Source organism: Amycolatopsis keratiniphila (assembly GCF_000400635.2).
Taxonomy (GTDB): Bacteria; Actinomycetota; Actinomycetes; order Mycobacteriales; family Pseudonocardiaceae; genus Amycolatopsis; species Amycolatopsis keratiniphila.
In genome coordinates this window covers 99,734-121,375 of sequence record NC_021252.1, presented here as the reverse complement: position 1 = coordinate 121,375, position 21,642 = coordinate 99,734, and the positions used below count along the sequence as shown (strand labels likewise).

Sequence of the window (21,642 nt, the reverse complement as noted above, 5' to 3'; positions counted from 1 at the left end):
GGCCGGTGGTGTCCTGGCAGGAAGAGCTGCGCAATCTGGACGAAGAGCTCGCATCTGGACGGCTCTCCGCGGACGATTACCGGCTCCGCCGTGACCAGGTGCTGTCGTCGGCCGTCGCATACGGCGACCCCGCCCAGCAACAGGTCCAGCAGCCCGGCCAGCAGCCGCAGCAGCCGTTCCAGCAGCCGCCCGCTCCGCAACAGCAGCAGGCGCCGCAGCAGCAGCCCGGCCAGCCCAGCGCCGACTCGACGCAGATCATCGCGCCGGTGAACCAGCCGCAGGGCGGCGAGGGCGAGCGCACCCAGGTCGTGCCGAACTGGCAGCAACAGCAGGCGGATCCGAACCGCACCCAGGTCGTGCCGCCGGTGGCGTCGCCGCCGGGCGGTTTCCCGCAGCAGGGTCAGGCATCACCGGCCGGTGGCTTCCCTCAGCAGGGCCAGGCCTCGCCCGCGGGCGGCTTCCCGCAGCAGCACCAGGGCTACCAGCAGCAACAGCCGCCGCAGCAGCAGGGCTGGACCGACAACGACGCCAGCCCGCCGTGGGGTGGCTCGGACTTCCCGCCGATCTCGCCGGTCGGCAGCACGGAATGGGTCAAGCAGGGCCCCGAGCTGTTCGAGGACAAGCCCAAGGGCAAGGGCGGCAAGATCGCGATCATCGCGATCGTCGCCGTCCTGGTCCTCGCCGGTCTGGGTGTCGGCGGCTACTTCGCCTTCTCCGGCGGCGGTGACACCCCGCCGGACCCGACGGCCGCGCCGCAGTCGCCCCAGCCGCAGGCTCCCCCGCCGTCGTCGACCAAGCCGAAGACGCCCGAAGAGCTGCTGTTCGAGAAGATCCCGGAGCAGTCCGGTGAAGAGGACTCGAAGAGCGGCGCGATCCCCGCGGCCCAGCTCGCCGAGATCGCCGGGCTGGAGAAGGGCGAGGCGGATCTGGTCATCGCCGCCGGCGTGAAGCAGGTCGCGTACCGCGGCTCGCAGAAGCAGCCGGACGAGACCGGCCCGCAGCCGGCGAAGATCTCGATCACGGTCATCCCGCTGACCAGCCCCGGTGCCGCCGGTGACCTGGTCAAGCAGCTGCGCCAGTACCAGACGAGCAACGGGTTCGTGCAGATCACCGAGCCGCTGCCGGGCATGCCGCCGAAGCTGAACTTCCAGAAGAAGATCGACGGCGACAAGGGCACCTACCGCGGCACGTGGATCAGCGGCAACAACATCGTCCGCGTCGACATCCTGCAGAACCCGCTCGGCGGGGAAGAGGGCGAGAAGGCGTTGAGCGGCACGTACCAGCGTGCGGTGAAGAAGACGCTGGAAAACTACTCCGTCACCAGCTGAAAGATGACCTCGGAGACGGCACGGCTGCTCACCACCCTGCTCTCCCTGGCCGAGGACACCGGTTCCCTGTCCGACGAGCTGCACTTCGCCGGCTGGGACGCCGCCGAGCGTGTCCCGCTCGACCACGGCGCCGCGAACGTCCTCCGGGCGCTCGTGCTGCCGAAGGCCGCGAAGGTGCTGGAGGTCGGCGCCGGTTTCGGGGGTCTGACCAGGTATCTGGGTGAGGTCTCGGCGACGGTGCACGCCGTCGAGGCCGACCCGGTCCGCGCCGCCGCGGTGCGGTTCCGCACCCGTGACCTCGACACGGTCTCGGTGCACGACCGGCCGCCCTCCACCGGTTACGACCTCGCCGTGATCCAGCAGCCGTACGCGACGCGGGGCTTGCTGGAGTCGGTTCGCGAGCGGTTGGCTCCGATGGGCGCCGTCGTGGTGCTGACGTCTTCCCGCGGTGTCGCCGGGACGCTCACGGCGGCGGGCCTCGAAGTCCAGCGTGAGTTGCTCTGCTCCCCCGGGCACGAGGTCGCTCGCGCGGTCCGGAGCGAGCGGATCGACACCGAACTGCCCCGGCTGTCCGCGGCGATCACCGGCGGCCCCGCGAACGGCCTCGCCCTGCTCTGCGGCCCCGGCGCCGCCGCGCTCTGGCCCGCGTTCCGGCTCGCGACCTACTTCAACACCGCCGAGCGCGCCGCGTTCGCGTGCACTCGTGCCGACGTCGTGCGCACCGGCGAAGGTGCCGAAGTCCGCCGTGTGCCGCTGGTGCCGTCGCCGCCGGTGGCCGGGATCTCGGTCGGGCCGTGCACGGACAAGGTGTACGACGCCCCGACGATGGTCGAAGTCCTGCTCGACGAGCCGGAGCGGGTCGCGGAACTGCTCACCGGCTGGCGGGATCTCGTCCGCGCGGAGGCCGATCGCGGGGTCGAGGCGCTGTGGGATCTGCTGCCGCACAACGTCCTCGTCGACGGCCCGGTGCTGCGCCCGATCGACCTCGAATGGCGGCACGCGGGCGCCGGGGTGTCCGAAGTGATCGAGCGCGGGGTGCTGGTGCTGGCCGACAAGCTGACCGACGCGGGCTGGTCCGCGGCGGCGGGCGACGGCTCGATGCGCGACCTGGCGGGCTGGCTCGGTGTGCTGATCGGCCTCCATCCTTCCTTTGTGGACGGTGCGCTGGAGCGCGAAGTGGCCTTCTCCACGATCGGCTCGTGCGGCACCGCGCACGGCACGGACGAAGTACGCGCGGCGATCGCCGGGATTTGGCGAAAGCGCCTGGCGCGAACCGTCCACGAGTACCGTTCACCCAAGGTCGGCGCCGGTGTGGCGGCGAACGAAGACGAGGTAGCGAAGCGATGACGAGCCTGCATACCGCCGGCATTCTGACGCCGGACCGGCCGGTCGGGCACCTGTTCGAACTCCGGGGCTGGACGACCGGGATCAGCCGGATCGGCGAGATGTCCGTGACCATCGCGGACGTCGAGGCGAACCTGTTCCCCGAGCCGTGCCCAGGCGCACCCGAAGGCACCTTCGGCTGGCGAGCGGTCCCCGCCACCTTCGTGCCCGCGGGTGTCCAGGACGTCGTCGTCACCGGTCCGGATGAGCGCGTGCTGAACCAGGCGACCGTCCACGTCGGAACGCTGCCGGGTGAAGAACCGCTGTGGCTGGGTGAGCTCGAAGCGCCGAAGCAGGGCAAAGTCTCCGAAGGACATGTCGTCTACGTGACGGGCTGGGCTTTGCTGCAGGGGCGGGCACCCAGCCTGATCGAGGTCATGGTCGAGGGCGGCGGCACGGTCAGCGCGCGCACCCGGCTGCCGCGCAAGGACGTGCCCAAGGAGTTCCCCGGCTTCGACGACGCCGCTGTGAGCGGTTTCGAGGCCTGGGTGCCCATCGACCTCCCGTACGGCGAAGAGCGGACGCTGTCGCTTCGCGTCCGGTACCGCACCGAGGGCGTCGGCGAGGTCGTGTCGGCGAAGCGCACCTTCACGCTTCGCAACCCTGTCGCGGACCTGGACGACGCCGAACTCGCCGACGAGCTGGCGGGCGACACCGCCCGGGCGATGGCGCGGGTGAACATCCCGACCGACCCGAAGCACGTGCTGGTGTTCACGCACAGCCTCGGCGTCGGCGGCGGGCAGCTGTGGCTGCAGGAACTGCTGAGCCGGATGGTGACCGACCACGGCTGGCAGGTCAGCCTGGTCAGCGAAACCGACGGCCCGCTGCGTGCGGACTGCCACGAACTCGGCATCCCCGTGCACGTCACGACGCACTACCGGAACCAGACGGTGCCTGCGTACGAAGGACACGTCGCCGAGCTGGCGCGCTTCGCGAAGTGCTCCGGAGCGGGCGTCGCGCTCGTCAACACTCTCGGCGGCTTCGTCGGCGCCGACGCGGCGAAGCGCGCCGGGATGCCGACGGCGTGGGTCATCCACGAGAGCTTCTCGCTGCCCGCGTTCGCCTACCAGAACTGGGGCCCGGTGAAGCCGCCCGCCGCGGTCTGGCAGCGCTGGGAAAGCACCCTCGCCGAGGTCGACAAGCTGCTGTTCGTCGCGGACGCCACGCGCGAGATGTTCCTGCCGTACAGCAAGCCGGAGCGCTGCCGCACCGTCCGCTACGGCACGCCGATGCACAAGTTCGGCGGCAGGACGCGGTCGGAGACGCGGCAGCAGGCACGCAACATGCTCGGCTACTCGCCGGACGACATCGTGCTCGTGAACATCGGCATCGCGGAATCCCGCAAGGGGCAGGCGCCGCTGATCTCGGCGATGGAGCGGATCCACAAGATCCACCCCGAGGCGAAGCTGTCCATCGTCGGCCTGCACCCGTCGCCGTACGGGCTGGCGATGGAGGAGTCGGTCAAACGCGCGGGACTGGAGAAATCCGTCAGCCTGGTGCCGATCCAGCCGGATCCGCTGCGCTGGCTCCAGGCCGCCGACATCTTCGTGAACAGCTCCGACATCGAGTCGCTACCGCGCTCGATCCTCGAAGCCGTCTGCTGTGGCGTCCCGGTCGCGGCTACCGACGTGTTCGGCGCGCGGGAGATGATCGTCGACGGCGAGACGGGCTGGCTGTTCGAGACCAACGACGTCGACGCGCTGACCGCTGCGTTGCTGCGCGCGCTGGGCACGTCGGCCACGCGCCGCCGCGAGATGGCCAAGGCCGCGCACGAGAAGCTGCTGCCGTGGCTCGACCCGGCCGGCTACGCGCGCGAGTACTCCGAAATCCTGACCGAACTGAGTGGGGGCGTTCATGTCTGACACCGACATTCCCGGCCGTGTCCAGGCCGAGCTGACCCGGCTCCGGGCCGAGCGGCAGGTCTTCACCGCCGAGCAGGACCGGCTGAAGGCGAAGCTGGCCGAAACCGAGCACGAACTGCGCGAGGCCACCGCCGCCGCGCCGGACGAAGGCGAGTCCACCGCCGTGAACCAGAGGCTCGCCTCGCAGCAGGAAGAGCTCGACGTCGCCAAGGCGCGTCTTCAGGCGCTGGAGGCCGAGGTCCTGCTCGCCCACCAACAGCGTGACTCGCTGCGCGCGGAGCTGAAGACCTGCCGCGAGGAGCGGGACAAGCTGCGGCTCGCGCTGCTCGACGCCGAGCTCGTGGTGTCGGCCGGCGTCGTCGACTCGGACGTCCTGCCCGGCGGCGAACCGTCGGCCGACCGGCAGCGGCTGCTCAACGCCGAACGGCTCGCCGCCGAGATGGCCAGGGAACTCGACGCCACGCGCCGCACCGTCAGCTGGCGGGTCACCGCTCCGCTGCGTGTCGTGCGGAAGAAGATGGACCGGCCGTGACCGAACTCTGCTTCGTCTCCGCCGAGGGCGGTTCCGCCTTCATGGAGGAGCTCCTGGAGGTGGTCGCCGACGCCGTGCGCACGGCGGGCGGCAAGGCCAGGACCGCGATCGGCACCTACCCCGAGGCCGACGGCGACACGGTGTACGTCGTGGTCCCCCACGAGTACTTCGTGACCGTCCCGGACGCCGACTTCCCGACCGCGGCGCAATGCCGCCGCACCATCGGGTTCTGCGTGGAGCACCCCGGGACGGCGACCTTCGAGCGCAACGCCGAACTGCTGTCCATCCTGGGCGGCGCCGTCGACATCAACACCGATTCGACCGCCGAACTGCGGCGGCGCGGGATCACCGTCGAGCATTTCCAGCTCGGCTACAGCCCGCTGTGGGATCTGTGGGGCGGAGACCTCGACAGCCCGCGCGACCTCGACGTCACCTACCTCGGCACGGCCGAACAGCGCCGTTCGGTGCTGCTCGGCTCGTACGCGCGGGACCTCGCCGGCCTGCGGACGCGGCTGCTGACCCCGCCGCACGAGCCGATGACCGCCGCCCGCGTCGATTTCCTGCCGGGCAAGGCGAAGTTCGAGCACCTCGCGCGGTCGCGGTTCCTGCTGAACCTGCACCGTGAGCGGAAGCAGACCCTGGAGTGGGTACGCACGCTCGAAGCGATGACCAACGGCTGCGTGGTGGTCAGCGAGACCTCCGTCGACGTCGAACCGCTGGTCCCCGGCGAGCATCTGGTCCTCGCGCGGCCGGAGGCGCTGGGCTCGGTCGTCGCCGCGCTCGCCGACGAGCCGGAACGGGAACGGCATCTGCGTTCGGCCGCCTACGGCTTCGTGAAGTCGCTGGACATGACGGCGTCCGCGCGGCGGCTGATCGAGCTGGCGTCCTCGCTGGGTTCGGCGCCCGCCGCGGACATCGCCCCGGCGCGGGCGCTGGCGACGAGCCTGCGGAACCCGGAGGACGCGCTGGCGATCGACACCCCGTCGTTCGACGCGCGGTTCGCGGGCGACCGGTCCGCCGCCGGACCGGCCTCGGCACGCGGCACGGCGTTGTCGGCACGGATCGCGCAGCGCGCGGCCGGGGCCCGGCGAGTCGCCACGCGAAGCTGGGAGCCGGCGGCGGCTTCACTGGCGGGCACCGCCGACGTCGACGTGCTGATCGTGCGCCGCACCGGCGAGGTCGACCCGGACGATCTCGCGAACGACCTGCTCACGGGCAGCGTGACCCCGCGGAAGGTGCTGGTCGGCGAGGACGGCGTGCACCCGTGGCCGCGGCCGCGCCCGTACGACGTGCTGCTGCACGACACCCCGCTCGGCCGCGGGCTCACCCGGAACTCGCTGCTGGAGCGCTCGACGGCGTCGTGGCTGCTGGTGCTCGACGGCGGGATGCGGGCTTCGGAGTTCCTGCTGGAGCGGCTGCTGGCCGTTTCGGAGGATGCCGACGTCGTGCACTGCCCGGTCGCGGACCCGGTGGACGGCCTGGTCGGCGCCCTGCCGCCGGAGGAGCGGCGGCTGCGGACGCTGCCGTATCTGGGCAGCGGCTATCTGGTGCGGCGGTCGCTGGTCGACGAGTTCGGCGGGTGGAACACCGAGGTGCTGTTCGAGGGCCTGGAGGATCACCTGTTCTGGCGGCGGGTGGCCGCGGCGGCCCGGCCGACGACGCTGGTGCAGCAGGTGCTGCTGCGGCGGCTGCGGCCGGATCCGGATTCGCGGCCGATGGATCTCGATCCGCATCGGGTGTGGGCGGCCGTCGGAAGCGCTCTGTAGGTCACTCGCGTGCAATGAAAGGTCCTTTCCTTGCAAATTTTGCGAGGAAAGGACCTTTCATTGCACGGGTAGTGGGCGTGGCGTTGGTCCGAAAGTGTGAGTTGGGCCGTGTCGGTGAACGTCCTCCCCCGCTGATGCGCCTTATGGGCAGAGCATCTGACGAGTTCGGATGCCGGCCGATAAGGAGCAGCCATGGCCTGGGAAATCGCCCTGGTCGCCGCGCTGGCCGTCGTGTTCGTCGTACGGCTCGCGCTTCAGCTGAGGCGCAGTTGACCTGATCTTGCGCACCCCGCGGCGCAGGGAGGAAATGGACGGGGCTTTCCTCGCGGATCACACGGGAAGGCCCCGTTCACCCCATCGCGATCCTCGGTATCCGCAGCTGGGGGATCCGCCGCCGCGCGGACGGGACCGGAGTGAGCGGCGGGCCGTCCTCACGAAGGCGTTTCTTCAGGTGGATCGTCTTGTACCCGGTGCTCAAATACCCCTCGTTCTTGAGCTTCGCCATCTCGGCGTTGACCGACGCGGGTGAGGCGCCGATCGCGGAGGCGATGTCCGCGTGGTTCAGCCCGATGTCGATGACGACGCCGTTTTCACCGGGAATCCCGTAGAGCGCCTGCATCCTGGTCAGGAACGCGGTCAGCCTGCTCCGGACCTTGGCCGTCGCGAACCCCAGCGCGACGTTCCGCAGCCGCAGCCGCACGGCCAGGTGCGCGGTGATCAGGGCCATCACCTCGTGATCTTCGTCGAGAAAGCCCTGGAAGGCGTACCGCGGGATCTCCAGTGCGCGAACCGGTTTCGTGGCGATGTACGAGAGGTGACTCGGCCGTCCGGCCAGGCAGTCCTCGACGCCGAGCACGTCACCGGCGCCGAACAGGTCCACGATCGTCGGCGGCGAGCCGCCCTGTGCCGCACGCAGCGCCTTCACGTAGCCGGACCGCGGGATCAGCACCGGCGGCGCCGGGTCACCCTGGTTGAGCAGTGTCGTGCCCGCCGCGTGATCCACGTGTTTGCCGAGGTCGAGCAGCCGACGGCGCTGCCGTTCGGTGACCGCGGCCAGGAAGTCCCCGCCCATCAGCCGGCCACCGGAAGCGGGTCGGATGTCTTTGCCGTCAATGGTGACTCCCAGTGAGAGAAAAAAGTGAATCGATTTCTTGCCCGGCCGGGTGAGAATCACGTCGGGTAGGTGAAAAACGCCTTGCCGTTCAGCCGGAGACTAATGCTCAGCGCCATTGCGACAAAGCAACACGGAGCGAGCGAAACCCGTCCAGGGAGCGATTTCGCGACGGAAAGTGACCGACGATCCGTTCGACGGCCCGCGAAAAGATCACGCACCGTACTCGATCACGAGCGCGGAATCCCGCGCGATACCGCTGGATTCGTCAGGAAATCAGGGTTAGCCGTACATCCGTCTGATTCCGAATCAGCGATCGGAATCCCACCGGACTCCTGGTGGAGACGAAAAAGAGGCGGGTGTGGCGTCAGTGCACGTGCAGATGCACGACCTAACCCAGGTCCCGTCCGGCGCTGGATTAACGGAGAGTCGAAGTCATGTCGCCCTTGACGACTCCCCGTCACCGCCGCAGGTTTTTCGGCAATCTCAGCATTTTGGGGGAATCTCAACCCCGGCGAGGGCTGACGAGTCCCGATTCGTAGGCGAGTACCACCAGCTGCGCCCGGTCGCGCGCGCCGATCTTGGTCATGATGCGGCTGACGTGCGTGCGGGCGGTGGCCGTCGAGATCACCAGCTGCGCGGCGATCTCGTCGTTCGACATGCCGCCGGCGACCAGGCCGAGGACCTCGCGTTCGCGGTCGGTGATCTCGCGGACGGCGCTCACGTCGATGCGGCGGTTCTCCGGGCGATCGACGAACTCCGCGATCAGCCGGCGGGTCACGGTCGGCGCCAGCAGCGCCTCGCCCGCGGCCACCACCTTCAGTGCCCGCAGCAGCTCCACCGGATCGGTGTCCTTCAGCAGGAACCCGCTCGCGCCGGCGCGCAACGCCTCGTAGACGTACTCGTCGACGTCGAAAGTGGTCAGGACCAGGACCTTCACCCCGGCCAGCTCGGGATTCGCGGTGATCCGCCGCGTCGCTTCGAGCCCATCGACGCCGGGCATTCGGATGTCCATCACGACGATGTCCGGCCGATGCTCGACGGCGGCCGCGACCGCCTGCTCGCCGTCGCCCGCCTCGGCACAGACCTCGAAGCCGTCTTCGGTCTCCAGCAACACCCGGAAACCGGCGCGGACCAGCACCTGGTCGTCGGCGAGAACCACCCGGATCGTCATTCTTCCCCCTTGATGGGCAGGTCCACGCGAACCTGGAAACCGCCGTCCACCACGGACGTCGTGAGCGCGCCGCCCAGCGCGGCCGCCCGTTCGGACATCCCGCGCAGCCCGTGCCCGGGCGCGGGTTCGACGGCGCCACGGCCATCGTCGCGGACGAGCAGTGTCAGCGCACCGGTTTTCCGCTCGAACCTGACGTCCACACCCCGCGCCTGGTTCGCGTGGCGGACCACGTTGGTCAGCGATTCCTGCAGGATCCGGTACGCGGCGCCGTCGACCGGGGCGGGCAGCTCCCCCGGCTCGCCGTCGACGCGGACCTCGAGCCCGGCGGCACGGGCGTGCTCGAACAGCTCGTCGGCCTGGGCGAGGCTCGGCGCGGGCGCCTTGTCCTCCCCGGAGCGCAACACGGCCAACGTCGCGCGAAGGTCCTTCAGCGCCGAAGCGCTCGCTTCCTTGATGTTCAGCAACGCCTCTTTCGCCTGCTCAGGCCGCCTGTCGGCGACATGCGCGGCGACGCCTGCCTGGACGTTGATCATCGCCAGGCTGTGCGCGACGACGTCGTGCACCTCGCGGGCGATGGTGAGCCGCTCCTGCTCGGCCATCCGGTGCCGGTGCTCGTCGGCCTGCTCGCGGCGGGCCCGCGCGGCGGCCATCCCGTTGCGCACCGCCGTCCCGACCCCGACGACCGCGATCACCCAGACCAGGCCCAGCCCGGCCCGCAGGTCGAAGCCGGCGAACCCGTGCCGGGCGAACAACACGATCCCCGCCACCGCCAAGAGCGCTCCGCCGGTGCCGCCCGCGACGAGCGGCCCGCGGATCTTGGTGAGCAGGAAGAGCGCGATGGTCGGCAGCACGATCGCCGGTCCGCCCGGGTTGCCGGACATGTAGTAGCCGAGTGTCGACGCGGATGTGAGCAGGAAGATCGTCATCGGGAAGCGGTGGACGATCAGCAGCGGCACCGCGGTGGCGACCAGCCAGAGCACCCCGGACGAGGTCAGCTGCGGCGCGTCCGGCTGCCAGCGCGAGGCGCCGCTCGTGGCGCCGAGGACGAACCCCAGCGGCAGCACCACGCGCAAAACGCGGCCCACCCAGGGGGTCCATGGATACCGTTCCTTCAGCAGCACAGGACGAAAGCTACCCGGGGCGGGGGCGGGTCGCGTCCGTTGAAAAGCGGCTTCCGGGCTACGCCGCGTGCGGTAGCCGCCGCAGGACCGAGACCATCATCAGTACCCCGCCTGCCACCTGCACGGCCAGCACCGCCGCGTGATCGGCGGATCCCATGGTGAACGCGGCGAACAGGCCCCACGCCCCGGTGCCCGCCATCGTCCCGGCGCCGGTCCACACCAGCACCAGCCGCGGCCAGAACCGCCCTCGCGAAACGTTCGCCAGCGCCAGAGCGGCGAGGACGGCGAGCACCGCGATCACGATGTCCTGCCCACGAGCGGCGACGCCACCGGGACCGAACGCCCAGACCGTGTGGAAGGCCGCGCAGACGAGTGCGGTCACGATGCCGAGCCCGCCCGCCGCACCGATGGTCCCCGGCTTCACGGTGCCGGTGACGACGAACCACCAGCGGTCGCGGGCGTAGAGCACGAACGCGGTCAGCAGCATGATCCCCTGCCAGGCGAAGCCGCCGTAGACGACGGCCCAGACCCAGTTCTCCAGCGGCAGTTCGGCCGATTGCGTGGTCGTCAGGTCGGCGGCGATCACCGGGATGTCCAGCACGATCGGGGCGAGCAGTCCGGTGCCGATCCAGATCGGGAACAGCAAGAGCGGCGCGGGGATCCGGCGTCCCCAGGAGTAGGTGAACGCCAGCGCGAGGATCACCGCGACGACGTCCATGCCGCCGGTGACCAGGTTCGCGAACACCATCAGGTCTGAGTCCACAAAGGACGCATCACGGAGGCCGAGGCTGCCGCCCGTGACCCAGGACGCCTTCAACGTCAAATACGGGAGCGTGCCGAGGATCGCCGCGTAGCAGACGATCAGGCGAGCGCTGGAGATCTTGGGTGGAGCCATCGCTACGGTCATGCGACCAGCGTCGGCGTTCACGCCGCGGAAAGGCTCCCTCGCGAGCCTGGTCCGCCTCCCCCTTCAGAAGGAGCTGGGCAGCTTCGCCGCCGTCTCTTCGTCGGCCGGGGTCAGCGTCGCCAGGGAGATCTCGGAACGCCGCCCGAGGTACAGGTACGAGAACTCGAACCGCAGCAGGCCGACGTCCGGGTGCAGGTATCGCTTGAGCACGATCCGTTCGCCTGTGACGTCGTGTTCCTTCCACATCCGTTCGAAGAGTTCGGACTCCTGCCGCAGACGCTTGACCAGGTTCTTCCACGCCGGCTCGGCGATGTGCTCGGCCATCGCGGCGCGGAAACCGGCGACCACCCGGGGCAGGTTGAGCTCCCAGTCCGGCAGCCTGCGGCGCCACTCGGGATTGGTCAGGCACTGGATCAGCGTGTTGCGCTCTTCGAACGGGATGTCGTCGAGGCCGCCCATGAGCCAGTCGTAAGCGCGGTTGTAGGCGAGGATGTCGCATCGCGCGTTGCGCACGCAGACCGGGAACGGCTCCAGCTTGTCCATCATCCGGTGGATGTTCTGGCTGAGGAGCTTGCAGTCCTTCTCCAGCGGGGGCTCGGGCGCGCCGGCGAGGGTGAACAGGTGCGTGTGCTCGTGCGGGTCGAGCCGCAGGGTGCGCGAGATCGCGTCGAGTACCTGCTCGGACGCGTTGATGTCGCGGCCCTGTTCGAGCCACGTGTACCAGGTGACCCCGACCCCGGCCAGCTGCGCGACCTCCTCGCGGCGCAGTCCGGGCGTGCGGCGCCTGCCGCTGATCGGCAGGCCGACCTGGTCCGGGGTGATGCGCTCGCGGCGGCTGCGCAGGAACGCGGCCAGCTCGTGCCGCCGCACCTCGGCCACTCGCGAATCGACGGTCATGGTCACCTCATCAGGTTCGCAAAGCTCGAAGCCGGTTACCAGGTAGTGGCGGTACCAGGATAAACACACTCCTGGTACCAGGGTCGCGATCGGCTGATCGTGGTACTCATGACTTCGACGCAAGTTCCGGCGACGCCCGCGCGCGTCACCGCCGGACCGGCCCTGACTTCGGCGGGCCTGGTCACCGTGCTGCTGGGGGCGGCACTTCCGCTCATCGACTTCTTCATCGTCAACATCGCCCTGCCCGCGATCGGTTCGGACCTCCGCACCTCGTCGGCCACCTTGGAACTGGTGGTCGCGGCCTACGGGATCGCCTACGCCGTCCTGCTCGTCGTCGGCGGTCGGCTCGGTGACGCCTTCGGCCGCCGCAAGCTGTTCCTGATCGGGCTGGCCGCGTTCACGTTCACCTCCCTGCTCTGCGGGATCGCGCCGACGGCGTTGACGCTGGTGCTGGCACGGGCCGCGCAGGGGGCGGCCGCGGCGCTGATGCTGCCGCAGGTGCTGTCGATCATCCAGGCGACGACCACGGGCGAACGCCGCTCCAAGGCTCTGGGGCTCTATGGCGCGACAGCGGGACTTTCGATGGTGTTGGGGCAGTTCCTCGGCGGCGCGCTGGTCGCCGCCGATCTCTGGGGTACCGGCTGGCGGCCGATCTTCCTGGTCAACGTGCCCGTCGGGATTGCCGGCCTGGTGGTCGCGCGGCGGCTGATCCCGAAGAGCCGTTCGCGGAACCCGATCGGCATCGACCGTCCCGGCACCTTCTTCCTGGCGATCGCGCTGGTGTCGCTGCTGCTCCCGCTGGCGGAAGGACCGGTGCAGGGCTGGCCACTGTGGACGATCGCGTTGCTGGTGGTGTTCCCGTTCGCCGCGGCCGGGTTCGTCCACGTCGAGCGCCGGATGGAACGCCGGGGCGGTGTCCCGCTGCTGCCGCCGTCGGTGATGCGGATGCCGAGTGTGCGCCAAGGCCTGCTGGTCGGGGTGCCGTTCTTCATCGGGTTCAGCGCGTTCATGTTCGTGTTCGCGGTGACGCTGCAGGACGGTCTGCACCTGGGGCCGTTCGGTTCCGGCCTGGTGACGGCGCCGCTTTCGCTCGCGTTCTTCGCGATGTGCCTGGTCAGCAGCCGTCTGGTGACGCGGTTCGGCCAGCGGGTGGTGGCCGCCGGTCTTTCGGTGCAGCTGCTCGGGCTGCTGACGCTGATCGGCACCGTGCTGCTGGAATGGCCGGATCTCGGGGTGCTCGATTTCGTGCCGGGAATGCTGCTGTGCGGTCTCGGCCAGGGACTGGCGATGACGACGGTGTTCCGGATCGTGTTGTCGAAGGTGCCGCCGGAGATCGCCGGGGTCGGCAGCGGGATGCTGACGACGTCGCAGCAGGCCGCGATGGCGCTGGGCGTGGCGACGCTGGGGACGTTGTTCGCGTCCGCCGGTGCCGGGCCGCTCGGGATGAAGGGCGCGTTCGCGCTGGTCATCGGCATTCAGGCGGTGCTGACAATCGGCGTGATCACGGTGGCGCGGCGGCTGCCGGATCCGCGGGCCTGAGAAAATTCGATTTCACCCGTCGGAGTTGTGGCTCCCCGAGCGACGATGGGGTTGTGACGGAACCACGGGTGCATCGGGACCCGGCCTTCGCGCTGCTTTCGCTGTACGAGACGGCGTTGCCGAAGGTCTACGGGTACCTGCTGTCCCGGTGCGGTGATCGCACCCTCGCCGAGGAGCTGACGTCGGAGACGTTCCTCGGCGCGGTCAGGGCCTGTCGCAAGGAGCTCGCACCGCCGGTGAGCACCGGGTGGCTGATCGGCGTCGCCCGGCACAAACTCGCCGATCACTGGCGGCGCAAGGAACGTGAGGAGCGCGGGCTGCGGCTCGTCCACGAGGAGGAGTACACCGATCCGTGGGACGAACGGCTGGACGCGCTGCTGGCGCGTGAGGTGCTCGCGTCGCTCGGGGCGCATCATCAAGCCGCGTTGACGCTTCGCTACGTCGACGGCCTTCCGGTCCCGGAGGTCGCCGAGCATCTCGAGCGCACGGTGCACGCCACGGAGGCGTTGCTCGTGCGGGCCCGTGCCGCGTTCCGGCGTGCTTATCAGGAAAAGGAGGGTCGCGATGCCTGATCCGTTCGACGCGCTTCGCGCGCCCTCGCAGCCTGTCGAGCCTGACCCGCTCTTCGCCGCCGAACTGCGCGACAACCTTCGTCGCGCCGTCCTGAACGGAGCCGAGATGACAGTCGATGCCGAAGTCCGCTCGTTGACGCCGTACCTCGTGGTGACGGATGCCCGCGCCGCGCTCGATTTCTATGTCGAGGTGTTCGGGGCGCGACGGCGGTCCGAACCGATCGTGATGGAGGACGGCCGCGTCGGGCATGCCGAACTGGCCATCGGGGACAGCGTGCTGATGTTCGCCGAGGAGTTTCCCGAGCTGGGCATCGTCGTGGCGCCCTCCGGTGGCCCGCTGATCCGGGTCGAGGTCGCGGACGCGCACGCTTCGGCCGCGCGGGCCGTGGAGCTGGGCGGAGAGCTGCGACGTCCCGTCGCGGACGAAGGCCACGGGCTGAGCGGGGAGATCAAGGACCCGTACGGCCAGCGATGGCTCGTCGCGCAAGCGGCGCCTCGACCTGCCTCCGCGGCTACGCCGATCCGGCACGGCGAAGCGGGCTACTTCACCTTCCAGGTCCCGGACGACGAACGCGCGAAGGCTTTCTACGGCGCCGTTCTGGGCTGGCAGTTCTCGCCCGGGACGGTCGAGGGCGGCTGGGGCGTCGAAGGCTCCGGCCTGCAGGGCGGCCTCTGGGGTGGCCCGGGGCGGCAGGTGGGCTGGAAGCTCATGTACGCCGTCGACGACCTCGCCGCCGCCCTCGACCGTGTCCGGGCACAGGGCGGCCAGGCAGGCGAAACCGAGCAGCAGCCCTACGGCCTGAGCGCCGACTGCGTGGACAACCAGGGCATCGAATTCTGGCTCTGGGAACAGCCGCGCTCTTAAGTCACCACCCCACCCCCCACCACTCCCAGGGGGGCGACCCCGAAGCCAGTCTATCGCCGATGGGGGCGGGGAGGCGGACGTGAGCCGGGTTGTCCACAGGTGGGAACCATTGTGGACAACCGCTTGCCGTGAAGGCCTCCTTCCCTACCCTGAACGTAGGGAAGGAGGCCTTCACGGCAAGAGAGTCAGCGGCCTGCGGCGTAGCCCTGCATTCCGCGCGCGTTGGCAGCGGCGCGAAGCACGCCACCGGAACGAGAAACGGCCGAAAGCCGCCCGAGCGCCCAAGGACCGGCGTCGACGACGGCATGCCCACGCGCGGCAAGGGCGTCCATTGTGGACTGACCGAGCCGCGACTCGACCACCAGTTCCCGCGGCGTCCACGAACGCGGATAGAACGAACTCGGGAACGCGGTGGTGTGCCACGCCGGCGAATCGATCGACTCCTGCAGGTTCAGCCCGCCGAGCGTGTGCGCCAGCCAGAAACACAGCTGCCACTGGTCCTGCTGGTCGCCACCGGGGGTCCCGAACGCGAGCACCGGCTCGCCGTCCCGCAGGCCCATCGACGGCGAAAGCGTGATCCGCGGCCGTTTGCGCGGCGCGAGCGAGTTCGGCAGTCCCTGCTCCAGCCAGAACATCTGCCCACGTGAGTCGAGGCAGAATCCGAGTTCCGGGATCGTCGGGCTCGATTGAAGCCAGCCACCCGACGGCGTCACCGAGATCATGTTCCCGGCCGCGTCGACGACGTCGATGTGCACGGTGTCGCCACGGGTCTCGCCCAGCGGCCCGACCGTCGGCTCCCCTGTCGCACCGGAACCGGATTCCAGCCCACGCAACCTTTCGAGGATCGCGGGCAGCCGCGGCGAGGGACCTCCGGGCCGCAGTTCGGCGGACGCTTCGTCGGTGATCAAAGCCCGTCGGGCGTCCGCGTACTCGCGGGAGATCAGCAGATCGATCGGCACCTCGGGCGAGTCGCCGTACCAAGCCTCACGGTCCGCGAACGCCAGCTTCGCCGCCTCGACGGCCAAGTGCACCGTGCGTTCCGTCGGGATTCCGTCCACATAGGACAATTCGTCGCGCAGGCCGTCCAGCAGCCGCGCCTGCTGCAGCAGTGCCGGACCTTGCGTCCAGGCGCCCATCTTCACCAGGCCCCAGTCGCCGAAGTCGACCTGCAGCGCGTCCTCGTACGTCGCTTCCCAACCGGCGATGTCCTCGCCGGTGAGGAGACCGGCGTGATCGCGGCCGGAGTCGTCACGGAAAGCCTTGCGGCTGAACGCCTCGATCGCCTCGGCGACGAAGCCTTGCGACCACGCGCGGCGCCCGGCGTCGATCTGCGCCTCGCGGCCGCTAACCGCCTCGGCCTCGGTGAGCAGCCTCTCCCAGGTGTCCGCGAGCGCCGGATTGCGATGCAACCCCTCGGCGGGCTTGCCGTCCGGCAACCAGAGCGCCGCGGACGTCGGCCAATGCTCGGTGAAAAGTTCCTGGACCGCGCGGATCGTGTCGCCGACCCGGCTGACCAGCGGAATCCCGTTACGCGCGTACGAAATCGCGTAGCCGAGGACATCGCGCAACGACTTCGTGCCGTGATCCCGCAAGAGCAGCAGCCAGCCGTCCCACGCGCCCGGGACGGTCGCGGGGAGCAGGCCGCTGCCGGGGATCAGGTCGAGCCCGAGGTCGGCGAAGTACTCCGGCGTCGCGGCCGCGGGCGAGACCCCCTGACCTGCGAGAGCACGCGGAGTCCGATCCGCGGCGGTGACGAAGATGCCGGGGACCTGACCCGCCGGACCGCACAGATGCGGCTCGGCGACCTGCAGGACGAACCCGGCGGCCACCGCCGCGTCGAAGGCGTTGCCGCCGTTTTCGAGCACCGCCATACCGGTGGCCGAGGCCAGCCAGTGCGTCGATGCCACCATGCCGTGGGTGCCGGCCAGTTCCGGCCTGGTCGTGAACACGACGGTGATACTACGCTTTGCTAACTACTTTTTCAGTCCCAGCAGTTGAAGAGCACCTCGCCGATGAAGTCGGGCCGCCAGTGCTGGACGTCGTAGTGGTTCTTCCAGCGCGGTGCCGTGATGTCGATCGGTGCTTCAAGCTCCGCGCGCGTGAACAACCGGTACCCGGGAAGGAGTTCTCTCAGAACGGCCAGCAATCCCGGCTCGTCGACGAAGGTGATCGATCCGTAGCCGATGGATGCGTCCGCGATGCCAACGATCTCCCGCCGTCCGCCCTCGTCCCAGTCCTGTGTCCACAACACCGCGACGGTTCGATGTTCATAGGCGATCTCGCCGGTTTGGAAGTTCCGTGCCACGTCGCCCGGCACGAATCGGACGACCTGGCCACGCGTTCGCCGGGCGGCCTCGTAACAGACCTTACGGAACTCCTTCGCCTCCATCACCCACCGAAACTATCCGCGCGCGGCCACCGGAGCGTCATAGTTTTCCAGCGTCGCCGCGTTCGCCGCCCGCGACGTGATCCACGTGAACACCTTGGTCATCGGCCGCGACCCCAGGATCCGGTACAGGAAGTTCCGGTAGCCGACCATGAACCGGGTCTTCGGCGCGAGGAAGGTGCCGATGCCGGCCGCCTGCTTCTGCGAGACCTTGACCGGACCGCGCAGTTTCTCTTCGTAACGGGCGAAGGCGACTTCGTGGTCTCCGTGCGCGGCGGCGAGTTCCCCCGCCAGGACGTACGCGCCCATCATCGCGAGCCCGGTGCCCGAACCGCCCGGCCCCGCGCACCAGGCGGCGTCACCGAGCAGCACGACCCGGCCCCGCGACCACTTGTCGAGATGGATCTGGCTGAGCGAATCGAAATACAGCGTGTCGGTATCGCGGAGGCTCTCCAGCAGCGTCGGGACTTCCCAGCCGAAGTCGGCGTAACGCTCGGCGAGAGCCTTCTTCTGCGCTCCGACGTCGCGTCGGTTGACCTCCAATTCCCCTGATGCGAAGACGAAACTGACGTTGAGTGCCGAGCGATCGCGGCCGCTGGCGACCATGACCGTCCGGCCGGGGACGCTGCAGATCTGGCCGAGGTGGTCCAGATCCAGGTGATTGGGCGCGTTGAAGCCCGCGGTGTGGAAGCCGAGATCGGCGCGGAACAGCTCTTCCTCGCCGAACGTCAGCCGCCGCACACCCGAGTGCAGCCCGTCCGCGCCGACGACCAGGTCGAATCTGCGCGGCTCTCCGTGGGCGAAGGTGACGTCGACACCGTCCGAGCGCTCGTCCAGCCCGGTGATCCAGTCGCCGAAGACGTACTCGACGTCGTCTTTCGTGTGGTCGTAGAGGATGCGCGTCAGATCTCCGCGCTCGATCTCGACTTCGCCGCTGAAGAAGACCGACGGCATCTGGGCGACCTTCTTGCCCCGCGGGTCGACGATGACCTGCGCGCCCATCGCGGTTTCCTTCGCGCGGATGTCCTCGAGGATCCCCATGCGCTTCAGCAGCGTCATCTGCTCGCCGCGGAAGTCGACCGCGCTGCCGCCTTCACGCAGGGCCGGGGCGCGTTCGACGACGGTCGGCGCGAAACCGCGCTTCCGCAGCCAGAAGGCGAGGGCCGGACCCGCGATGCCGGCGCCGGAGATCAGAACGGTGGTCGTCATGGCTTGCTCCCTGGGTTCGTGGTGATGGGAGCGACCGTACGGCAGATTTGCACACTTGGTCAAGCCGCTTGGTTAAACCAAATGGATAAACCGCGTGGTCTAGGATCTCGGGCATGGGTAATCGCGAGGACCTGATGGCGGGTGCCATCCAGTGCTTGAAGGAAAAAGGCTGGTCACGCACGACCGTGCGGGATATCGCGACGGCCGCGGGAGTCAGCCACGCGGCGATCGGCTACCACTTCGGATCGCGCGAAGCCCTGCTGCTGACGGCGTTCTCTCAGGCGATGGACGACTGGGGCAGGGAGATCCAGGTCGAGATGCGGGGCGCCGTCGACCCCGACGCGTCACCGTCCGAGCAGTACGCGGCTTCCTGGCGCGCGATGATCGACTCGTACGGGCGCAACCGGCAGCTGTGGATCGCCTCGATCGAGGCGTTCGTGCAGTCCGAACATCACCCTGAGTTGCGCAAACAGCTCGCCGCCGCGCAGCGCGAAGGCCGCCGGGGGATGGCGGCGGGCATCCTCGGGATCGACGAGGACACCCTCACCGAGGCGGACGAGCGCCGGGTCGGCGCGGTCGCCACGGCCCTGAACTCGGGCGTGATGCTGCAGCACATGCTCGATCCGGAGAACGGTCCGACGGCCGAGGAGGTCGTGGACGGGCTGATGAAGCTCGTCTCCCTAGTGTCATGAAAGGGTCGTTCAGGACGGGAAATGTCCTGAACGACCCTTTCATGACACCCGCGGGAGGCAGGTGGGTCAGGAGACGGCGACCTTCCGCCGCAGCGCAGCCCGCGGCCGCCCGACGCCCTGCCACGACAGGCCGGCGTCCAGGATCTGGTGCGGGTCGAGGAGATTGCGCGTGTCGACGACCGAATCGCCGTCCATCTGCTCGGCCATGTAGGTCCAGTCGAGCCGTTTGAACTCGTCCCATTCCGTCAGCACGACGACGGCGTCGGCGGCCTTCGCGACCTGGTACGGGTCGTCGACCACGGTCATGCCGTCGATGTGCCCGCCGACGGCGGGGTCGTACGCGGTCAGTTCCGCGCCGAGCGCGCCCAGCACGGAAGCGACGGCGAGGGCGGGCGAGTCGCGCAGGTCGTTCGTCCCGGCTTTGAACGCCAGCCCGAGGACACCGATCCGCGAACCGGCCAGCGTGCCGCCGACGGCGCCGGCGATTTTCGCGACGACGCGGTCCCGCTGCGCGATGTTCTCCTCGATCGCCGAGGTGAGCAGCGTGAAGTCGTACTGCACCGACTCGGCGACCTTCACCAGCGCGCTGGTGTCCTTCGGCAGGCACGAGCCGCCCCAGCCGGGGCCGGGTTTGAGGAACGAGCGGCCGATGCGCCGGTCGTAGCCCATGCCCTCGGTGACGAGGTCGATGTCCGCGCCGAGGCGTTCGCACAGTTCGGCGATCGAGTTCACATAGGACAGTTTCATCGCGAGAAAGCAGTTCGCCGCGTACTTCACCAGTTCCGCGCTGGCCGCGTCGGCGACGACGACCGGGGCGGCGAGGTCGGCGTAGAGATCGCCGACCCAGCGGGCGGCCGCGACGTCGTCCGAACCGACGACGATCCGGTCGGGACCGAGGAAGTCCTCGACCGCGGTGCCTTCACGCAGGAACTCGGGGTTCGACACCACCGGCACGTCCGTGCGGCCGAGCATCGCCTGGATGCGCTTCGACGTCCCTACCGGAACGGTCGATTTGGTGATCAGCGCGCACCCCGGCGGGATGACGTCGCCGATCTCGGCGGTCACGGCTTCGACGGCCCGCAGGTCCGCCGAGCCGCCCGCGCCCATCGGTGTTGGCACACAAAGGAAAACGGCCTCGGCGTCGCGAACGGCTTCGCGCGCGCCGACCACGAACTCGAGTCTTCCGCTGGTCAGCCCCCTCGACACCAGCTCGGACAATCCCGGCTCCAGGATGTCCACTCGTCCGGCGGAAAGCCTTGCGACCTTCGCCTGGTCGACATCGACGCAAGTGACTCGATGCCCCAGGCCGGCCAGGCAGGCCCCCGTGGTCAATCCGACGTAACCGGTCCCCACCACCACGATCCGAGCAGCGCTCATGCTGCTGAAGGTGACAGCCGGAGTTGACCTCCGAGCGAACGGAATGCTTCAGGCCCGAATACTCCTCACGACATGCTCCGCACCGTAGTGAGCCATCCCACCCGGGCCCGATGCGAACGAGCGTTAACCTATGAACGGTTGCCGACGAAAGGGAGAACATGCAGATCACCGATACCGCGGCGCTCGTCACGGGTGGCGCGTCCGGGCTCGGCGGCGCGACCGCGAAGGCGCTCGCCGCGAAGGGCGCGCGGGTCTTCGCGCTGGACCTCGCCGGTGCCATCGCCAACGCCGAGCAGGTCGAGGGCATCACCTACGTCGAGGCGGACGTGACCGATCCGGAGCAGGTGCGCGCCGCCGTCGCGACCGCGGCCGAGTCCGGGGTGCCGCTGCGGACCGTGGTGAACTGCGCCGGGATCGGCCCGTCCGCGCGGATTCTTTCGAAGAAGGGCCCGCACGACCTCGCCCTGTACGCGAAGGTCGTCCAGATCAACCTGATCGGCTCCTTCAACGTGCTGACGCTGGCCTCCGAGGCCATCGCCAAGACCGAGCCGCTGGCCGACAACGCGCGCGGCGTCATCATCAACACCGCGTCGGTCGCCGCCTTCGACGGCCAGATCGGGCAGGTCGCGTACTCGTCGTCCAAGGGCGGCATCGTCGGGATGACCCTGCCCGCCGCGCGCGACCTCGCTTCGCACGGGATCCGCGTGCTGACCATCGCGCCGGGCATCGTCGACACCCCGATGCTGGCGACGGTGAGCGAGGAGTTCCGCGCTTCGCTGGCCGAAGGCGTGCCGTTCCCGAAGCGGCTCGCGCGGCCGGACGAGTACGCGCAGCTCGCGCTGTCGCTGATCGACCACGACTACCTGAACGGCGAGGTCATCCGGATGGACGGCTCGCTGCGCATGGCTCCTCGCTGAGCCT

Annotated in this window: 19 protein-coding genes; 10 read left to right on the top strand and 9 right to left on the bottom strand. The window is 69.4% G+C overall.

Going from position 1 to position 21,642, the window contains the following annotated elements:
- Window positions 1-5 precede the first annotated feature (5 nt).
- From AORI_RS41525 to AORI_RS41505, 5 genes are read left to right on the top strand one after another with little or no spacing between them, the layout of a single operon-like run.
- Window positions 6-1,328: a flagellar basal body-associated FliL family protein gene (locus tag AORI_RS41525; RefSeq protein ID WP_016330568.1), complete on the top strand. Its 1,323-nt coding sequence runs from the start codon at window positions 6-8 to the stop codon at window positions 1,326-1,328.
- 3 nt (window positions 1,329-1,331) lie between these two features.
- Entirely contained in the window at window positions 1,332-2,675 is a 1,344-nt protein-coding gene (locus tag AORI_RS41520; RefSeq protein ID WP_016330567.1) for a hypothetical protein, read from the top strand.
- Complete coding sequence (locus AORI_RS41515; protein ID WP_016330566.1) at window positions 2,672-4,573, top strand: glycosyltransferase family 4 protein; 1,902 nt, start codon at window positions 2,672-2,674, stop codon at window positions 4,571-4,573. The genes AORI_RS41520 and AORI_RS41515 overlap by 4 nt, the downstream gene beginning before the upstream one ends.
- Window positions 4,566-5,105: a hypothetical protein gene (locus tag AORI_RS41510; protein WP_228688278.1), complete on the top strand. Its 540-nt coding sequence runs from the start codon at window positions 4,566-4,568 to the stop codon at window positions 5,103-5,105. The genes AORI_RS41515 and AORI_RS41510 overlap by 8 nt, the downstream gene beginning before the upstream one ends.
- Window positions 5,102-6,871 carry a glycosyltransferase family protein gene (locus AORI_RS41505; protein ID WP_016330564.1) on the top strand — a complete coding sequence of 590 codons (1,770 nt, stop codon included), beginning with the start codon at window positions 5,102-5,104 and terminating at the stop codon, window positions 6,869-6,871. Before AORI_RS41510 ends, AORI_RS41505 begins: the two co-directional genes overlap by 4 nt.
- A gap of 349 nt (window positions 6,872-7,220) precedes the next feature.
- Here AORI_RS41505 and AORI_RS41500 read toward each other — a convergent pair whose 3' ends face one another.
- The 5 genes from AORI_RS41500 to AORI_RS41480 all read right to left on the bottom strand — a co-directional run bounded on the left by AORI_RS41500 (window position 7,221) and on the right by AORI_RS41480 (window position 12,081).
- The gene (locus AORI_RS41500; RefSeq protein WP_016330563.1) at window positions 7,221-7,943 is read right to left on the bottom strand and encodes a Crp/Fnr family transcriptional regulator; all 723 of its coding nucleotides are present in this window, start codon (window positions 7,941-7,943) and stop codon (window positions 7,221-7,223) included.
- A 544-nt stretch (window positions 7,944-8,487) separates the two neighbouring features.
- Window positions 8,488-9,156: a response regulator gene (locus tag AORI_RS41495; RefSeq protein WP_016330562.1), complete on the bottom strand. Its 669-nt coding sequence runs from the start codon at window positions 9,154-9,156 to the stop codon at window positions 8,488-8,490.
- Window positions 9,153-10,277, bottom strand: coding sequence for a sensor histidine kinase (locus AORI_RS41490; protein ID WP_016330561.1), 1,125 nt, complete (start codon window positions 10,275-10,277; stop codon window positions 9,153-9,155). Before AORI_RS41490 ends, AORI_RS41495 begins: the two co-directional genes overlap by 4 nt.
- A gap of 58 nt (window positions 10,278-10,335) precedes the next feature.
- Window positions 10,336-11,184, bottom strand: coding sequence for a hypothetical protein (locus tag AORI_RS41485; protein ID WP_228688277.1), 849 nt, complete (start codon window positions 11,182-11,184; stop codon window positions 10,336-10,338).
- A 63-nt stretch (window positions 11,185-11,247) separates the two neighbouring features.
- Complete coding sequence (locus tag AORI_RS41480) at window positions 11,248-12,081, bottom strand: helix-turn-helix transcriptional regulator (RefSeq protein ID WP_016330559.1); 834 nt, start codon at window positions 12,079-12,081, stop codon at window positions 11,248-11,250.
- 108 nt (window positions 12,082-12,189) lie between these two features.
- Between AORI_RS41480 and AORI_RS41475 the strand changes: the two genes are divergently transcribed.
- From AORI_RS41475 to AORI_RS41465, 3 genes are read left to right on the top strand one after another with little or no spacing between them, the layout of a single operon-like run.
- On the top strand, window positions 12,190-13,620 hold the full coding sequence (locus AORI_RS41475) for an MFS transporter (RefSeq protein WP_016330558.1): 1,431 nt from the start codon (window positions 12,190-12,192) through the stop codon (window positions 13,618-13,620).
- Window positions 13,621-13,673: 53 nt separating this feature from the next.
- Window positions 13,674-14,192, top strand: coding sequence for an RNA polymerase sigma factor (locus AORI_RS41470; RefSeq protein WP_016330557.1), 519 nt, complete (start codon window positions 13,674-13,676; stop codon window positions 14,190-14,192).
- Window positions 14,185-15,057: a VOC family protein gene (locus tag AORI_RS41465; protein WP_016330556.1), complete on the top strand. Its 873-nt coding sequence runs from the start codon at window positions 14,185-14,187 to the stop codon at window positions 15,055-15,057. The genes AORI_RS41470 and AORI_RS41465 overlap by 8 nt, the downstream gene beginning before the upstream one ends.
- A 185-nt stretch (window positions 15,058-15,242) precedes the next feature.
- Here the strand turns inward: AORI_RS41465 and AORI_RS41460 are convergent, their stop codons facing one another.
- Genes AORI_RS41460 through AORI_RS41450 form a run of 3 tightly spaced genes read right to left on the bottom strand, consistent with a single transcriptional unit; the run spans window position 15,243 to window position 18,652 of the window.
- Entirely contained in the window at window positions 15,243-17,006 is a 1,764-nt protein-coding gene (locus tag AORI_RS41460) for a gamma-glutamyltransferase family protein (protein ID WP_016330555.1), read from the bottom strand.
- A gap of 32 nt (window positions 17,007-17,038) precedes the next feature.
- A complete protein-coding gene (locus AORI_RS41455) occupies window positions 17,039-17,446 on the bottom strand; it encodes a hypothetical protein (RefSeq protein ID WP_228688432.1) in 408 nt (135 codons plus the stop codon).
- 12 nt (window positions 17,447-17,458) lie between these two features.
- Window positions 17,459-18,652, bottom strand: coding sequence for an FAD-dependent monooxygenase (locus AORI_RS41450; RefSeq protein WP_016330553.1), 1,194 nt, complete (start codon window positions 18,650-18,652; stop codon window positions 17,459-17,461).
- 113 nt (window positions 18,653-18,765) lie between these two features.
- On the opposite strand from AORI_RS41450, the gene AORI_RS41445 reads away from it, so the two are divergent.
- Window positions 18,766-19,344, top strand: coding sequence for a TetR/AcrR family transcriptional regulator (locus AORI_RS41445; RefSeq protein WP_016330552.1), 579 nt, complete (start codon window positions 18,766-18,768; stop codon window positions 19,342-19,344).
- 66 nt (window positions 19,345-19,410) lie between these two features.
- Here AORI_RS41445 and AORI_RS41440 read toward each other — a convergent pair whose 3' ends face one another.
- Window positions 19,411-20,721, bottom strand: a complete 1,311-nt coding sequence (locus AORI_RS41440; RefSeq protein ID WP_081809617.1) for a UDP-glucose dehydrogenase family protein — start codon at window positions 20,719-20,721, stop codon at window positions 19,411-19,413.
- Between the two features lie 158 nt (window positions 20,722-20,879).
- Between AORI_RS41440 and AORI_RS41435 the strand changes: the two genes are divergently transcribed.
- Entirely contained in the window at window positions 20,880-21,638 is a 759-nt protein-coding gene (locus AORI_RS41435) for an SDR family NAD(P)-dependent oxidoreductase (protein ID WP_016330550.1), read from the top strand.
- Window positions 21,639-21,642: the final 4 nt, after the last annotated feature.

Bases quoted from the DNA above. Each gene is read 5' to 3' on its own strand.
- AORI_RS41520 (WP_016330567.1), top strand. From the start codon at position 1,332: ATGACCTCGGAGACGGCACGGCTGCTCACCACCCTGCTCTCCCTGGCC.
- AORI_RS41515 (WP_016330566.1), top strand. From the start codon at position 2,672: ATGACGAGCCTGCATACCGCCGGCATTCTGACGCCGGACCGGCCGGTC.
- AORI_RS41510 (WP_228688278.1), top strand. From the start codon at position 4,566: ATGTCTGACACCGACATTCCCGGCCGTGTCCAGGCCGAGCTGACCCGG.
- AORI_RS41500 (WP_016330563.1), bottom strand. From the start codon at position 7,943: ATGGGCGGGGACTTCCTGGCCGCGGTCACCGAACGGCAGCGCCGTCGG.
- AORI_RS41495 (WP_016330562.1), bottom strand. From the start codon at position 9,156: ATGACGATCCGGGTGGTTCTCGCCGACGACCAGGTGCTGGTCCGCGCC.
- AORI_RS41485 (WP_228688277.1), bottom strand. From the start codon at position 11,184: ATGACCGTAGCGATGGCTCCACCCAAGATCTCCAGCGCTCGCCTGATC.
- AORI_RS41480 (WP_016330559.1), bottom strand. From the start codon at position 12,081: ATGACCGTCGATTCGCGAGTGGCCGAGGTGCGGCGGCACGAGCTGGCC.
- AORI_RS41475 (WP_016330558.1), top strand. From the start codon at position 12,190: ATGACTTCGACGCAAGTTCCGGCGACGCCCGCGCGCGTCACCGCCGGA.
- AORI_RS41465 (WP_016330556.1), top strand. From the start codon at position 14,185: ATGCCTGATCCGTTCGACGCGCTTCGCGCGCCCTCGCAGCCTGTCGAG.
- AORI_RS41455 (WP_228688432.1), bottom strand. From the start codon at position 17,446: ATGGAGGCGAAGGAGTTCCGTAAGGTCTGTTACGAGGCCGCCCGGCGA.
- AORI_RS41450 (WP_016330553.1), bottom strand. From the start codon at position 18,652: ATGACGACCACCGTTCTGATCTCCGGCGCCGGCATCGCGGGTCCGGCC.
- AORI_RS41445 (WP_016330552.1), top strand. From the start codon at position 18,766: ATGGGTAATCGCGAGGACCTGATGGCGGGTGCCATCCAGTGCTTGAAG.
- AORI_RS41440 (WP_081809617.1), bottom strand. From the start codon at position 20,721: ATGAGCGCTGCTCGGATCGTGGTGGTGGGGACCGGTTACGTCGGATTG.
- AORI_RS41435 (WP_016330550.1), top strand. From the start codon at position 20,880: ATGCAGATCACCGATACCGCGGCGCTCGTCACGGGTGGCGCGTCCGGG.